Annotated in this window: 15 protein-coding genes; 9 read left to right on the top strand and 6 right to left on the bottom strand. The window is 37.1% G+C overall.

The window, feature by feature from the left end:
• Positions 1–213 precede the first annotated feature (213 nt).
• Together HNW13_RS17790 and HNW13_RS17785 are read left to right on the top strand one after the other, a co-directional pair.
• Positions 214–990, top strand: a complete 777-nt coding sequence (locus tag HNW13_RS17790; RefSeq protein WP_192114616.1) for a S24 family peptidase — start codon at positions 214–216, stop codon at positions 988–990.
• A 512-nt stretch (positions 991–1,502) separates the two neighbouring features.
• Positions 1,503–2,297 carry an ATP-binding protein gene (locus tag HNW13_RS17785; RefSeq protein WP_192114617.1) on the top strand — a complete coding sequence of 265 codons (795 nt, stop codon included), beginning with the start codon at positions 1,503–1,505 and terminating at the stop codon, positions 2,295–2,297.
• A 403-nt stretch (positions 2,298–2,700) separates the two neighbouring features.
• Here HNW13_RS17785 and HNW13_RS17780 read toward each other — a convergent pair whose 3' ends face one another.
• Together HNW13_RS17780 and HNW13_RS17775 are read right to left on the bottom strand one after the other, a co-directional pair.
• Positions 2,701–3,552 carry a hypothetical protein gene (locus tag HNW13_RS17780; RefSeq protein ID WP_192114618.1) on the bottom strand — a complete coding sequence of 284 codons (852 nt, stop codon included), beginning with the start codon at positions 3,550–3,552 and terminating at the stop codon, positions 2,701–2,703.
• A 97-nt stretch (positions 3,553–3,649) separates the two neighbouring features.
• On the bottom strand, positions 3,650–4,684 hold the full coding sequence (locus HNW13_RS17775) for a tyrosine-type recombinase/integrase (RefSeq protein ID WP_192114619.1): 1,035 nt from the start codon (positions 4,682–4,684) through the stop codon (positions 3,650–3,652).
• Positions 4,685–4,850: 166 nt separating this feature from the next.
• On the opposite strand from HNW13_RS17775, the gene HNW13_RS17770 reads away from it, so the two are divergent.
• From HNW13_RS17770 to HNW13_RS17750, 5 genes are all read left to right on the top strand, one after another.
• A complete protein-coding gene (locus HNW13_RS17770) occupies positions 4,851–5,114 on the top strand; it encodes a hypothetical protein (RefSeq protein ID WP_192114620.1) in 264 nt (87 codons plus the stop codon).
• 159 nt (positions 5,115–5,273) lie between these two features.
• Positions 5,274–5,420: a hypothetical protein gene (locus HNW13_RS17765; RefSeq protein WP_192114621.1), complete on the top strand. Its 147-nt coding sequence runs from the start codon at positions 5,274–5,276 to the stop codon at positions 5,418–5,420.
• A gap of 27 nt (positions 5,421–5,447) precedes the next feature.
• Positions 5,448–6,272 (top strand): DUF2726 domain-containing protein, encoded by an 825-nt coding sequence (locus tag HNW13_RS17760; RefSeq protein ID WP_192114622.1) that lies wholly within the window; start codon positions 5,448–5,450, stop codon positions 6,270–6,272.
• 1 nt (position 6,273) lies between these two features.
• A complete protein-coding gene (locus HNW13_RS17755; protein WP_192114623.1) occupies positions 6,274–6,909 on the top strand; it encodes a hypothetical protein in 636 nt (211 codons plus the stop codon).
• Positions 6,910–7,243: 334 nt separating this feature from the next.
• Positions 7,244–7,783: a hypothetical protein gene (locus HNW13_RS17750; protein WP_192114624.1), complete on the top strand. Its 540-nt coding sequence runs from the start codon at positions 7,244–7,246 to the stop codon at positions 7,781–7,783.
• A gap of 393 nt (positions 7,784–8,176) precedes the next feature.
• Here the strand turns inward: HNW13_RS17750 and HNW13_RS17745 are convergent, their stop codons facing one another.
• Positions 8,177–9,127: a hypothetical protein gene (locus HNW13_RS17745; RefSeq protein ID WP_192114625.1), complete on the bottom strand. Its 951-nt coding sequence runs from the start codon at positions 9,125–9,127 to the stop codon at positions 8,177–8,179.
• A gap of 20 nt (positions 9,128–9,147) precedes the next feature.
• Positions 9,148–10,688 (bottom strand): IS3 family transposase gene (locus HNW13_RS17740; protein ID WP_192114756.1). Its coding sequence is split into 2 segments (ribosomal slippage): positions 9,148–10,223 and positions 10,223–10,688, totalling 1,542 coding nucleotides; the frame shifts between segments, so codons are not numbered across the junction.
• A gap of 159 nt (positions 10,689–10,847) precedes the next feature.
• Between HNW13_RS17740 and HNW13_RS17735 the strand changes: the two genes are divergently transcribed.
• Complete coding sequence (locus tag HNW13_RS17735; RefSeq protein ID WP_192114626.1) at positions 10,848–12,248, top strand: IS4 family transposase; 1,401 nt, start codon at positions 10,848–10,850, stop codon at positions 12,246–12,248.
• Positions 12,249–12,322: 74 nt separating this feature from the next.
• On the opposite strand, the gene HNW13_RS17730 is transcribed toward HNW13_RS17735, so the two are convergent.
• Positions 12,323–13,600, bottom strand: coding sequence for a hypothetical protein (locus HNW13_RS17730; protein WP_192114627.1), 1,278 nt, complete (start codon positions 13,598–13,600; stop codon positions 12,323–12,325).
• A gap of 79 nt (positions 13,601–13,679) precedes the next feature.
• Between HNW13_RS17730 and HNW13_RS17725 the strand changes: the two genes are divergently transcribed.
• Positions 13,680–14,675: a hypothetical protein gene (locus HNW13_RS17725; RefSeq protein WP_192114628.1), complete on the top strand. Its 996-nt coding sequence runs from the start codon at positions 13,680–13,682 to the stop codon at positions 14,673–14,675.
• Positions 14,676–14,691: 16 nt separating this feature from the next.
• On the opposite strand, the gene HNW13_RS17720 is transcribed toward HNW13_RS17725, so the two are convergent.
• On the bottom strand, positions 14,692–15,900 hold the full coding sequence (locus HNW13_RS17720; RefSeq protein ID WP_192114629.1) for a hypothetical protein: 1,209 nt from the start codon (positions 15,898–15,900) through the stop codon (positions 14,692–14,694).
• Between the last annotated feature and the right edge of the window lie 6 nt (positions 15,901–15,906).

Genomic DNA, 15,906 nt, shown 5'->3' with positions numbered 1-15,906 from the left:
GCAACATGTGCGAAAACTCTAACCATGACAGCAAAATATAATACAGCCCATTTTGGAATAAATGTGCATACTTAACTCTCAGTGATACAATTTACCAAATTCTAGGGCTAGAAATTGACGTAAATAATCCAAAAGCGGCTCCATATGAAAGTGAGTGTGAAGCGGAGAATTCTCTTTAATTGCTCCCATCCTTCAAATAGAACTGGTTGGTTTATGCTAAATTTCTTACTAAATAAAGTCAGTCTAGGTATCACAGGTTTCGAAAGCGCTGCGGCCACATACTCTCAATTACCTTTATCTTTGCAAATGCTATTAATTGATGCGCCAAGTTCAACATCAATTTCTATTATGGAAGACGGTTCCCTGACAAAAATTGGGATCTATTCCGGTGATTTACTGATAGTAAATCAGTCATTAACACCCCAAACAGGGGATGTTGTATTGTGTAACTTAAATGGCGACATTATATGCCGCTTACTCGATATTGAACGAAAATCACTATTTAAAATTGAGTTGGTACCGGACCTAATTATTGAAACAAAAATTCAAGATACTGATGATTTTACTGTTATGGGTGTTGTGCCATCTTCCATACGAATCCACGTTAAAAATGACAACAGATTCAGGGATTTTACGCTTAACGGGTTAACTGTTGCTGATGCTCTGTTTGACCTGGATGAACTATTAAACATTAATCCACAAGCCACATTCTTCGCAAAAGCAAGCGGAAACTCAATGCAAGGCTCAGGCATATTCAATAACGACCTTATTATCGTAGACAGAGCATTAGAAGTAACTAATGAGGCTGTGATTGTTTGTAATTACAATGGCGAGTTTGCATGCAAGGTCATAGACACTATAAATCAAACGTTACTCTCAACATCATGCGTACACGAACCCAAACCAGTTAGGGAAATTGATACATTTAATGTGGAGGGCGTTGTGCCAGTTTCCATTCGAATTTTAAGGCCTCTACCACAGTTAATTTAACTAGATTTAGGTTATTTTGAATGACTATATTTAACTTTAGTCATTTACATAAAGTCAGGACATTTAGAATCTCTAACAGGTAACAAAAAAAATTGACATATCTTACTTGACCGTTTCCGATTGTTGGTTTCTCCGTTTGACGTATCCACTATAAAAAGTTCTATTTCCGCTATGTCTTGAGCTCGATAAGACAAGAGTGCTGAAAGCTATAGTGTAAAATGGCACTCCCTGAACTGACAGCATTCACAAAAAAACATCTCAGGATGCTGTTTTTTGCCAGTTTTCCACATTAGGATTTCCTATATGGCCTCGAAAATTATTTTTTAATATATTGACTTAATTTTCAGTTCACGATAATTTGAAATTGCGCTTTCACTTGCGCGTGTATTCACGCCTACATTGGCGAAGTCTGGATTTGGACAAAGTGATGTTTACCACCATGTAGAACCTCTTACAACATGCATTGCATGATTGTGATGATAGGCGTGATCATAGTTATGACGGAGAAATGTATGTCTGTTCAAATGTTTCCATCTGGAATATCAGTAACCCAAGCAAAAAAAGATGCTAAGAAATTAGCTAAATCAAGTGGTTTACAGTTATCTGAAGCCCAAAACTTAACTGCATTCAAGCATGGCCGTACATCATGGGCTGCTTTGGTTAACCAATTGTCTACTCAGAACTCATTGTCGCTACATTTTAATCAGGGTGAAAAAAAGCTTAATTTTCCCAAAGAAAAATCATTTACAATTGTAGAAGGAGTATCGGGATCGGGCAAAAGTGTGATCTTGATTGAAGCCGCAGCTCAAATGAACAAAGCTGGATACCCAGTCGTCTATCTCACTTGCGACTTATCAAAGGTCTCACCGTCGGACTTGGCAGGGCAAGCTGTCATCCAGCAACAGAAAACTAATCCTGACCTATTTCTAGTTTACGACTTTTTAGATGAAGACCTTGATTTAGCATCATTTTGGTTAAATGGCTCCATACTGATTATTGATGAAATTGCAGCTTTTTTTGAGAAATATTCATCTGATTTAGTCAATGACTTGCTTAAGGCTTCAAAGCATACAATCGTAGCTTGCCAAGAAATTAGAGACATAGATCGTCACTTAAGTAATTGCAATATCTCTAATGAGTGCATTCAAATGTTATTTTTAAATGATGTTAAAGCAACTCACTTCGGACAAAAAATAGAGCGTGAACGAGGCAAGTTTGTCGAGTTCCTAGCTGTGAACGATGAATTGACTCATAAATTTTCTCTTAGCTTAAATGAACATCAAATTATCGGTATTTTTAACCAATAAAATTAAACGATTGAAGCATTACTTCAGCTAATGCTTCTTTTCCTACCTTTATGGTGCTAGCCAATAGTAATTATGGCCTCTAGCACTTCACCTTGTCTTGAATTCATTTAACTGACACTATAAGCGCACCAATTTTGCTTATGGTGCGTTTATAGTGAAGGGAAGACCAATTAGCAACAGCGAGCTTTGGGACTATTTGATCGGTAAGAATTGCGGTCGTAAATCAGAGTTTAAAGAATGTAAGAGTTGGCAACAATGCAGTTGAGACCTTTAACACTGATTTTCAAACTGAATGGCTCTATTAGTAAATAATTAATCTGGGAAAATGTCTTCTTATTATTTTCTTACCAGTGTTTGAAATGGTCAAAACAGCAGTGAGTATGAAGTAATGCCCCTTATATTACTAAGGCGCATTACTGATAATAATAGGGTTGGATATCGTATTGGTATTGGTTTTGGTTCGAGTTAAATCAGTTAAATCAAGATACGCCTTTACGGTAGAATGACTTGGTAGTGGCCATTGATTAATTAGCAAAAGCATGGCATTTTTCACACGTTGATCAGACATTGGTAACCAATGGTTTAGAAATGCAAATTCAATATTTTTTGAATCTATTGTTGAATCTGATGGGTTATCTGTCTTAGGGATTAAATAGCGACAGCCTGATGACTTTTGTGTCAAATCCTGATAATGGTTTGCATCTATAAGTATCGGGTCATGTTTGTTAAATCGGGCCATTACTGCAACGCCCATTTCACCACTTGCATATATTGAAGTTGTTAATTTATGAACCGGGTCTGATAAATTGTCGTAAAAGTAAAAAGCATTGAATACCCCACATTGGTGAGCATTAGCAATTGGTTGGTTAGTATGGATATCAGGATTAAAACCGTTCGATTTTCGAGAGGTTAACATGAAGTCCTCCCTAAATAGTTGCTGCCAGCCTTTTTTATCGCTATCCGAACTTCTGTTGTAACCGGTATACGTTTCAGTCCGATAGAAATAGTTGTTTTCATTTGGACTTTGAGAATAATAAGATTCAAATCCATTGCTAACAGCAAGATTTTTCAAGTAATCAAATATATCTTGCGGGTTCACGTTAGCTAAAAAACCATGCATTCCCTCTGCCTTTAAATCCAACTCACCATTACAAACATCAACTACACTAAAGGCTTCCCAAGGTTTATTGTTTTGGCCAAAGCGTTGATTTATAGATTTCTTAAAAATCCCTGATATATCTTGAAGAAAACCCATATAACCTCACCTCTAAAAAATGAAAAGGAAAAATGAAATATACTTATGGGGTACCTGATAGTCAAATATATTTATTTTTTGTAAAATGATAAATTTGCTAACTACCACGCTTAATATAATTTTGAAGCGTTCTTGGGTCTTGATGGCCAGTTCTGCCCATTATATAAATATCGTTCTTATCATTCTCGGCCAGTTGAGTAACACAACCTGAACGTAAGGAATGAGCGCCAATCTTCGATGCAGGCAAACCGGCTTTAAGAGCATAATGTTTTATTAAACGATAAATGTCATTTCCACTCATTAAGCCAGTGGCCTGTTTAATTTCGGGATCTTCTTTATAAGTTCGAATTGATTTCTTGTCCCTTGTTAGTGTTCTAAATACATTACCTTCAGTTAATTCTGCTTCTGAAAGCCATTTTTTTACATAATAATAGGCAGAAAAAGGCTCATTTATAGGCAGTTCTTTCCACTCTAACTTATTATCTTGGTTGGCTTTTGAATGCAACAGGTGAATACGAAGGGCATCACGGCGAAAGGAAATATCTTTAATCAAAAGCGAACATAATTCAGAGCGACGAAACCCCCCCTGGAGACCGAGAGTAACAATCGCTTTATCTCGAATTGCTTTTAAATTTACGTCTGGCCCAATAGCTTTGATGATCATTTCTAACTCGTGATACATGATTGGGTCTTGCCTTGTATCCTTTATATCGCGACCTTTTAACCGCTTCAAACCATCGAATGCATCGACATTCATTTTGTGATCAGTAGGAGACATATAACCATTCTGATTATGGAAAAATTTGATTGCGGCTAATCTAGTCGCAATAGTGTTTACGGCAAACTGCTTTCCATCTCTACTAAGACAGTGTTCTGATTGAAATGAGATAAAAGCAAGGACTGTTCTAGGATCTGCTGGTATAGCCCTAACATTGTTTTTATCGCAAAAATCGTAGAAAGATACAATATTAGACTCGTAAGTTTCAATCGTTTTAGATGTCCGGTTATTAGCTATCAGGGCTTTTGCTGTATCTGAAAATGCATTAAAGGAAGAGGGCATTTGGTCCTCATACACAAATTCATCATCCTTAGTTAAAGCAACTTTACCTCTATACTTAGTTAACTTCGACATATAACCCTCAATAGCTGATAACTCAATGGCTTAAGTTTACCTCTACGTATCATAAATACAAGAGCCCGCGGTGAAATATACTGAATATTGCTAAAACAAAAAAACCTATGTAGTATTTAAAAAGTGCATTTGCTAACGTTTAAAGATACATTTTTGTGAGGCGCTTATGATCAGATTTAATACACAGGATATTGCCGAAATAATGCTGAAGGAAGGGGGTTATTATACAGCGGCTTCATTGGCTATTCTTCTTGATATTTCATCGAAGAAAGCATCTTGGTACCTTTTCAATGTTAGGACATCTCGAAAATATAAAACCATTGATACCGGATTACCCCTTCGAAAAGTTAAAGTTATATCAATTGACGGTAGAAGATTAACAAAAACTGATTTATGGAAAATAGCACTTGGGAAAAAGCAAGTAAATTAATGCCATGGAAGTTGATATGAACAATCGCGCCGCAGTAGCAGATATTCAATATGCACTTAGTACAGAAGAAGGTTTAGTCTTTTTACGCATATGGAAGTGAAGGGTCGTTCCAAACTATCCGTGATGAATTGCCTAATGTGCCTGATGAAGAGTTCATTTATGCTGACCCACTGTGGAAATCACAAAATGGTGATTCAATATCCTCCAAGTGATCTTCACAATAACTCATGGGAAGAAGCACGAAAATATTTAGGCTGGAATGATGGTTTTTTCCATGCGCCACATATTGAAAAGGGCGTAGAATAGATAAAAAGGTATCTTGAGGTGTTCAGCATGGAAATGTTCTACTCGTTAATACATAAGCAAGATTGGGGGGGGATATTGAGATTAACTACAAAAACCCAGGAAAGGGCTAAACAAAATCCATTGGAATGGAAGGGCATTTGCAACACACTGGGTGAAGAGTTTGTAAGGTATGCAGCTAATGAAAAGCCAATATTGGTGAGCAAATTGTGCTCAAAGTATTTACTAATGGCGTCTGAGAAATACCTATTTTTAACCGATGAACAACAGATAAAAATTGAAGAAATGGGCCTTGAAGCAATGAAGGTCGACAACTTTAATGGCATACCAAACTACTTGAAATTATGTTCAAAAAGTCAGGTTGCGCTAAACTACAAATGGCACAGAAAAGGGAAAGACCAGGTTGCTAAGACTGTTAAAATTCAAAATTCACCAATGCTTCATTGGTTAACGCCATTGTTTAAAAGTAAGCAAGGACAGTTTTTTTATCAAGCACTTAGAGATATATATCCAACTTTATTTACATATCCAAACGTTGCCTTAAAAAACATCTTTGACTACGAACAGATTGAAAATTCATTAACAAAATCTCAACAGGATTTCTATTTCAAGGGGGTAGTCGACTTTGTAGTTTATGAGCCAGATGGGTTGCAAAATCCGCTTTATTTCTTCGAGTTAGATAGTGCCTACCATGATAATGAAAAAGCCATTCGCAATGATTTATTAAAAGATGCAATCTTTGAATCGGCAGGTATTAAATTGCATAGGGTTAGATTAAATGGAAGGACGCTTACTGCAAAACACGACTTTAAGCTAATCATTCAAAACCTATTACGACCAGTGGGGTCATCATAATATGCAAACAGTCAATAAAAAAGAATTAGATCTTGCAATCAGAACTAAAGATTCCCAGACATTAAAAACCTTAATTAACGATCATGTGATCAGCCGTTATGATGTTAATCGAATTGCATCCAAGATGTGTAGTATCGGTAATTTAGAGGTTTTCAAGCTTGCTGAAAAAAAAGGGGTAGATCTTTCTTTCGATAATGGTGACTTTCTGACCGAGGCTGTAATGTCCCAAAATATTGAATTGGTTATGTATTTATGCCAACTTGGGGTCGATGTTAATGCGAACAAATCAGCTGCAATAAGATTTTCTGCGGGGAATGACAACTCAGCCATCTTGACTTATCTTATAGAACAAGGTTCTAACATACACGCACAAGATGATTGTGCGCTGTATTGGGCGATTAAAGACAAGAAAAAGCCCAACATTGAAATACTGGCTATGGCCGGAAAATTAAAAGACTCAAACGGAAAGCCTTTGGACGTTTTGAGTTGGTCCAAAAGCGAGGAAATCTTATGCCTTTTAACTGCCCTGCAAATCGATATTCATGTTGCTAACGAACTGCACAACAACAAGCCTAATATTGAGCCCAAGCTAGATGATAAACTGTTTGCCATAAAAGAATTGCAAAATTCCTTATAATATGGTTCATTTGAAACCTGCTCGAATCCACACTGCAGTAAATGTTCTAGATTGACTTGCCATAAAACACCGAATGTAAAATGAAATCATGAATTATTAGAACTAATTTATTTTGACATATTCTACGTATCATAATGACAGTTATGATACGTAGCAATTTATGTGCACACATTTTATTGCCGTTACTTAGCCTACCCGATTAAAATGTTTAGACATATTATTGGTTGTCGATATAATGTGTAGACACATAATCATACAATTACTAAACACCTAATGTTATACTGCAGAAATCGCATAAAGCACGATTTGAAATATCCCCACTTTAGAGGTCAAAATGAACAAAAAAAAGAAGCCATTGTGGAATTACCAATATTCAGCTCCCACAGCTGGCAAGCGATTACTGCTTCTAACACCTGAAGAGTTGCCTATAGCTGCGCCATTGATCAAGAAAACCTTAAAGTTAAAATATGATAGTGATTTTATACCACTAAAGTTTTTTAGGCCATTGAACCAGGGTGAGTATTCAGTTAAGGCATTAGAATTAAGTCGAGCATTGCGACAGTTCAACTCAGAAATAAAGGCTGGTACTTATAAAGATAATGTTGAGGATGAAATCCACCTTGAACTTCATATAGTCAGTTTAGTTAATATGTATTGCAACCAGGTGTTTTCTGATAATGGTTGGAAATATATTAGAAAGTTAATATCTCAAGCTGTAAAACGTGCAAAGTCAAAAACAGTATACTTAGACTCTAATACATTTAATCTTTTAAGTGACTATATTTTAATACATAAACTTGACTCACCAAATGAAGCTATATCTCAACTTTTGATAGATTCAAAGGTAATAAATATTAATTTTGATGATGATTAGTTTTTAAACTATTAAAATATTTTTTTAATTCTTTAGTAATTTTGTGTTAATTATTAAATTAAATAATAACTTGATTCCTGATGTTACTCTTATTGTTTAGTTAAATAAAGCCTACTGAAAACTATATGCTACTAGGCTTAATTTGCTTTATATAGAGTAACTTAGGTCGCTCTCCCGCTCTTCCCTAGTTGATAATGAAGGAGTATTGACTAACTCTTGTTTTATTATAACATTGCAAATGTCATCAGCTAGAGACAAGCAAGAAATTAAATCATCGACTTCATCTTTGTTTTCCTCATAGTATTGTTCCATTTCATAGCTTTCATCGAAAACGTTTTGAGCTATCAAATCGGGATGTCTTATTAAGCTGGCAACAAAAAGTATGGGGTTATCTTAATTATTATAGAATGAGTCAGTAATTGAATACATCATTTTATAATTATTTTCAAAGTCGAAATCTTTCAATGCTAGTGATATATTAAAAATTTCATCTAAACCTAAATTTATTGAAGAATTACCACCTTTGAAAAATTCAACAGCCAGAGTATCGAAATAACCATTAAGCTCTTTATCTACAATGAAACATTTTAAATCATCTAGTGTAAATGATGTTAATGGTTCAATAGCTAGTGCTATGGCGTTGAACACACACAGCGTTTCTAGTTGCGACGGCAATACCTTAGCGTTTCTTACAGGTGGGGCAAGCTCCTTAGAGATCAGATTATATCGGTACATACTTAGCATGGAAAAGCTTAGAGCATTTAATCGACTTATGTTGTCGTTCAAATTGCTTTCTACTTCACGGCTTGATTCGGTTGAAACGAAATCTAAAGAAACAACTTTTTCATGAAAATAAATTTTTGATGATTTTTGTTTAAAATTTGAATTAAAAACCAAATAGTCAACGGGTTCATTTATGTTTGTGGTCAATCTGATGCTAATACTTTCCCTCCGCATTCTCGAACGCAGAGATGAGTCAGTTATGGCCGATTTTAGTAAAATTTGCTCAGAATCGTTGTAAGTTTTTTGTAGGTGCCAACGTAAAAAGTCTTCGGTCAACTCCCTTGGTTCTGGGATTTTTGATTGATCTAGTAAGAGTAATGAGGTTTTATTTAGCAAGTCACTATTGAGCTCGACCATATTAGATAAATGGGAGAATTTTGTATTTCCGATTAGATAAACCTTATTCATGTATTCATTATAAGCAATGTCTAATTCTGGCGCATTTAATCTAACTAACTGTTCTTTAATACTTAATAATTTATTAGATAATACACTTTCAAGCGCCTCGTAATAAGAGTGACATTCCAATAAGTCTGAAACTGCCCTACCGGCGTTTTTCAAGACAGTTGTCGCCTAAATTGTTAAGCAGCTTCTTTGTGTTGCTCTGGATTTAACTCCACAGCGCCTATTGGCTGCCAGTTTCGCTCTTCTTTTGACCATCGCTCTGGATGTTCATTTCTTTTTGTCTGATACAACGCTTTTCGCTTCGCCAGTATTCCCACATCAAGACCATCATGCCTCTGGTTTGGTGTCACAAACTTAATCCTGCTATGGCGATGCTCGTTGTTGTACCAATAAACAAATTCATTGACCCATTTACGCGCGGCTTCTAACGACTTAAACCCTTCACTCGGCCAACGTGGATGATACTTTACCGTTCTAAATAGCGATTCTGAGTATGGATTATCATTGCTCACCCTTGGACGGCTTCGTGAGGTCACAACGCCTAAATCGTACATCTTAGCTCGCATCGTCAGGCTCTTCATGGGCGCGCCATTATCTGAGTGCAACACAACGTTTTTCTTTAAGCATTTCTCTGACCAGACCGTACGCTCTAGTAGTGCTGCAGCTTGCTCACCTGTTTCACTGTCGTGAACTTCCCAACCGACGATTTTTCGACTGTAAATATCTTCTATCATGTACAGATAATAGTGCTTTCCTATCACCGTTGTAGGCAGGTAACTGATATCCCAACTCCACACTTCGTTCGCTTTTTTAGCCGTATAACTGGTTGGCTTTTGATGAACATTTCTCGGCTTAGCTTTGCCTCGGTGGTGCAACATGTTTTCTGCATGCAAGATACGGTAAAAACTCGACTCAGAAGCAATATACTCACCTCTGTCGGCGAGTATAGGTACAATTTGGCTTGGTGGTAATGAAGCAAACTCTTCACGGTTACACACATCAATCACGCCTTGTCTTTCAGCCTGACTCAGTTTATTCCCAGGCTCTGGCCGCGTAACTGTAGGCCTTTTATCTGCGCCAATCTCACCGTCTATTCGCCAACGCTGTAAGGTTCTTGTTGATAATCCAATCACGTCACAGGCCTTATCTTGCCTCGCGCCTGATGCTACTGCGGTGATGACCCATTGCGCGTATTTCTGCCTATCGGTCAGCGAAATCAGTCTTCCTCTTTTTCTTTCCAATAGGCATCGAACTTTTTTCCGAGGACGAGTAAAGCTGCCGCTTCTGCTAACGCTTTATCCTTTCTACGTAACTCTCGCTCGAGCTCATTAATGCGTTTTTTATCGGTCTTCTCCTCAGGTGTTATCTTGGCTTTTCTCGTGAGTGTTGTGCTTGGATTGCCGGCAATACAAGCTTGCTTCCATTCGTTAACTTGCTCAGGGTATAACCCTTTAGCTCGGCAATATTCACTTAACTCAACTGCCGACAAAGAGGCGGTTTCCAATACCACTGAAAACTTTTCCTCACTTGACCACTTATCTGATGAACTGACTTTTGGCACGTTTAACCCTGAGGTATTAAATTGCTTTTGCCAACTATACAGGGTTGAAAGCTTAATGCCTTCTTGCTCTGCAAACTGACGAACCGACAAATCACTTTGACTAAGCTTGTTTAATATCGCTTCTTTAAATTGAACTGAATGCCTTTGATAATTCACTTGCTGTAACTTACCGCGCCCTGTGTATTTGTAAATTAATTGAGGCGACAACTATCCTGACACCTGACTCTTATACACAAATAAATTAGGCTTCAATTGAACTTTATTTATATCAGTCGATCAGATCAGTTATAACGAAAACACCGATTGAATTTAATTATGATGCTGATAAAAGACACTGAAGAATGGGCTAGTCATTTGTTTAAACATGCTGAATTAGGTGATGTACGGCGCACTAAACGCCTGATAAAAATAAGTCATCAAATGGCGAGTAACATAGGAAGTTCTATTGTGAACGCGTCTGGCTCACAGGCCTCTATTGAAGGCGCATATCGCTTTCTTCGTAATGATAAAGTTGACGCTGATAACATCGCTACCGCCGGTTTGAATTCGCTGTTACCTGCACTAACACTGTCAAATACAATCCTTGCGCTAGAAGATACATCAACATTGTGTTACCGACACAATGTGACTAAAGAGCTCGGACATACTGGCGCATATAAACAAAGCTCTTCTAAAGGGATGTTAGCGCACACTGTCCTTATGGTCGATGCAGAAACAGAGCATACTATTGGCTTGGGTGCACAGCATCGTTGGTGCAGAAAAGATGAAAACTTTGGTACTGCTAACGACAGAAAACGCCGCAAGTACGAAACGAAAGAAAGTTATAAATGGCAACGCTCGTCGGAAGAAATGAGTACCCGATTTGCAGATGTGATGGATAATATCATAAGCGTTTGTGATCGAGAATCTGATATGTTTGAGTATATTGATTATAAAACAACAAATAATCAACGGTTTGTAGTGAGAGCCAAGCATGAGCGGGTTGTGAATACAGACGGCGATAAACTAAGTCCCTACATTGAAAATCAATCTAGTGAAGCTTCATATTCGGTTAAGATAAAGCAAAAAGGAGGCCGAAAAGCACGCATTGCAAAAGTAGCCGTACGTTATGCTTACATTACTATTTATCCGCCTAAAAAACACAAGAAACTTGGTGGTATGAATTTAACAGTGATAAGTTGCAACGAGATTGAACCACCAAGTGGAGCAAGTCCATTGTCGTGGAAATTGTATACAGGCGAACCAATAAATAGTGCTTCTGATGCACTAAGGATAGTTAGATTTTATGAACTAAGATGGCGAGTTGAAGAGTTCCATAAAGCGTGGAAGTCAGCGGGCACTCAAGTTGAGTCGTTTCGCATGCAAACGCGAAATAACCTAGAAAAGATCATTGTAATAACAGCATTTATTGCAGTGAGACTTCTCCAGTTACGCGAGCTTGTTGTCGATAAAGATAATGCAAAATCAATTGGTTGCGACAAATTTTTCAATCTTCTTGAATGGAAGTTGTTGTGGTCAAAGACTGAAACCAAAAAAGCACCTAACACAACACCTTCATTACATTGGGCTTATTATGCACTTGCCAAATTAGGCGGATGGCACGACAGTAAGCAAACTGGTGTTGTTGGTTGGGAAGCTCTATGGAAAGGTTGGTTTTCACTGAGCCAACTGCTAGAAGGTGCTCGATTTATGCAAGCGCAACAACAGGAGATGTGATCAAGAGACAGATCCTGACACAGGGGGCTACTCTCGACTATTATACTGAATTCAGAAGTCATAATCATTTGGTCCTAAATTGAATTTGTAAGCGATGAAGTAGAATCATTAGAATTTTCTAGATTTTGAATAGTAATGTCACTTTGGAGTTCGCAATCTATGGCCGCTGCTAGCACCAAGCATTGATGATATTCATCAAGCGCAAATTGATTTGTTTTGGCGAAACTTGAGAATAAATGATGGGCATCTAACATCGTCTTAGGAAAAACCGGGTGATTGGATATTTTGTTATACGCGATTAAACGGTCAGTAAAACCTAATTCTGCGAAATAATGTGCCAACATTTGAGTTACTGCAGACTCAGTTGATGAGACTAATCCACGGCCAATAGCTTTATTACATTCAATATAAATAGCTAAGTTCTCCAGTGGCCCAGTTAAACCATTACCAAATACCCTTTGCACCCGAGATGAATGATAATCCAATAGGGTAAATGAGCCAATAAATCCGCGTATAGAATAATCTTCATCGCTTTCACATAATTGAAGAACTCTTATTAGCTGATTTTTATCGATAATTTTATCACCGCTAAATCCACCAGCAAAGAAGTCAGACATGACTGACCCAAAAAATGCTATTTGTACTTCGATAGGCAATGATTCATCACCGACGGTCAAACCTGAATTGAGCAATATGGTTTTTGTAAATGTTGGATCATGAATTTGGCTTAGATTATGAAAATCTTCCGCGGTCAAAGAGTGTATAGCATCAGACAGTGGCTTTATCACATCAAATACATTGTTACTCATATTGAGTGAGCTACTGCCATTAGATGTATTGAGGATGACTGAGATACTTCGAGGTTCATCGCATGCTACAGCGATCTTAAGATTTGCATTTTTGGCTATGTTTATAACAGCGCTTAAAAGTCTAGCTTTACCAGTGGCCATGAATTCTTCTGAAATGTTAATTCTGCAGTTAGTGTCGGGTAACAAAACCTTCAGACTATCAGAATATTTCAATTTTTCGGCGCCATACCACTGTAAGTAGGATGCTTTTATGGAATGAATAGAATTGTAATTATTAGTGTCGCATCCTTTTTCGAACAAAAAAGTGCATAGGTCTGACGACGGAATATTAATTATCGAATCATCTGGAGCTGATATCGATTTTAGGTCCACATAAATTTGTTCAAAGCCCACAGTTAAGGCTGAATCTTTTGGTTTCCCTATGCATTGTATAATTTCGTTGAAGCAATCATTAAGCTTCGTGTTAATGCTCATGTAATCTGTTTGGATTTTGTTGTACTTAACAACAGCCTTTGATAGCTCCGTTGCAATGTAATCACTCATGATTATTGATCCACTTATCACTTACCTATAAAGTAGATTAATATTAACACTGCAATTTCCATTATTAAAGGCATTTACAATGAACTATGAGCAAAGAATGATTTCCTCTGTTTTGGATATGTCATCAAAACTTGAGTTTTATAGTGAAGATAAAGTAGCTCAGCTCGTTCATGACTTGAACGTGCTCGGGTTACTTAGGGTAATAGATGGAGCAATTAATAAAAGCGACCATGAGACATTAGACGTTTTACATCATTCCGGTTGGGTTATTAGCGCCTCTCACATCGGCAAATCGATCAGTCAAATACTTCAGACCGAACAAGCTAACACCATTCATGATATTGATGATCCCCGATACCAAACGTTCAAATATCTCTTAGAAACAGCAGATAGTAATGTAATATCGAGCTTAGAAAGCTGCCATATTAAAGGCATTCTTAGTTATGGACGGGTTGATTTGTTGGATGAACTAATTCAACACGGCCTGTTTGAATCTAATGACATCTCAGATATTTATCCAACTGTTGCAGACGAATTAATAAAAATATTTATTAAGAAATCATCTAACGACTACCTAGGCATTGCATTGGATAAGTACCCAAAAGAAGCATATTCAGCTAGGAGGGTGACGTTAAACGCTGCTTGTGATGGTGATAGCGATACGTTAAATGTTGTTTTAGAAAAACTAGATATGAGAGACCCCCAAATTATTAACAAAGCAGTATCTCTTTCAGCGCAGTATAAACCTGAATCAATACAGCTACTGCTTTCTCGTACAACACCGGTGCTGATTGCTAATTCAATTAGGAAAAGAGAAATAGAATGCCCACTTATGCTTGTTTTAGATTGTATTGATGATGAAAACAGGTGTATTGCGACGGCTTCAAAACTCATCGACTTTGGTTTAAAGATCCAAGATGCTAAAATATGGCCAAACTTACCGGATCACTCGATTGAATTTATCGAAAGCATAAAACTAAATGAAATTATAAACCAGTTTATTGATAGCGAATGTCAGGTGCATAATGGTGCACAACTTGATGAGCCTATGAATTTGTCACAAAACTCACTTTAAAGTTACTTTAATAGGTTTAAAGCGTTAATGAATATATTTGATTTATATCGCGAACATTTCCTTCATGGGATGGATGAATTTCGATATCAAGATTTGACTCTATAAGCTGAGATAGGTTTTCGCATTGAACCAATTCGGTTACCTCTTCAAATAAAACCCCAAAAGTGCCTTCTAAACAATAATCAGAATGCAGGTCACAATTAATTGCCAATTTCATGTTGGTAATGGTTTCCTGCACCGTCAATGACTCACCCGTGAAATAATCATTGAGGTAGTCATAACCTACCTCCCAAAGTAATCGCTCATGAGATGGGTTAGAGCCTAACTGATCACCCAGAACCTTTAGAGATGGTAGGATGTGTTCTATATCAAGCATATTCTTGTGTGCTTTGAGGCTTGAACGATATGACCAGGACTCAGCTAAACTCTGCGTAAAGTTTAACTTGTTGATTATGTCTGCGACTTGATAACACGACTCAGGTTGCGCAATGGCATAGTCAAGCAAGTTACAGCAATAATCGAACTTTGCTAAATCATTATTTACAATTACATCGTCATAATTTTCGTCAGGCAACAAAGCCTCCTTCAACATAGCGTGATCCATTGATATGCTGGAAAATCTAATGTCCTTATCACGATATGATGACCGAAAATCATTGAGCACCTTTATCTGTTCCCACTCTTTAGGTAAAAGTGCATTTAGGTTTTCAACATTAAACGATCTGCCATTTGCTGTGATACATAAAGATAAGTGATAATCGTCAACCTCATTACATGAGGTTGATTCATTCATTAACGAATATTTTATCGATGCATCACCCAATTGAAAGTAAGCATCGCAACCAACAAGCTGATTGTGGCCATCATCAACTTTACTAGCCCAAACATCAATGTTGGTTCGTTTCAAATCTGATGACAAATTGGCAAATGTTGACCACATTAAGCATGCATCACCTATGGCCAATCTATTATCAAAATTCAACTCGGTATTATCATAGAAAAAATGAGCTAACTCATCTGCCTTATTAATTGGGTTATCACTGCTACGGATAGATTCTAGTAACTCCGAAAGCTTAATACCCTCTGGTGTGTCAAACTGTTTTAAATAATGTTGTGAATGAAGATGATGGAATTCTTCCAGCCTATCCCAAATACGATTAATTAATATGGCATGCTTAATTCCGACTTTTGCTGACTCGGCTTTTAAGTTATCTAAATGGATCATAATTCG

Source organism: Shewanella sp. BF02_Schw, assembly GCF_014596695.2.
Lineage (GTDB): Bacteria > Pseudomonadota > Gammaproteobacteria > Enterobacterales > Shewanellaceae > Shewanella.
Note: the sequence above shows the minus strand (reverse complement) of the source record. Positions and strands in the feature narration are given on the sequence as shown.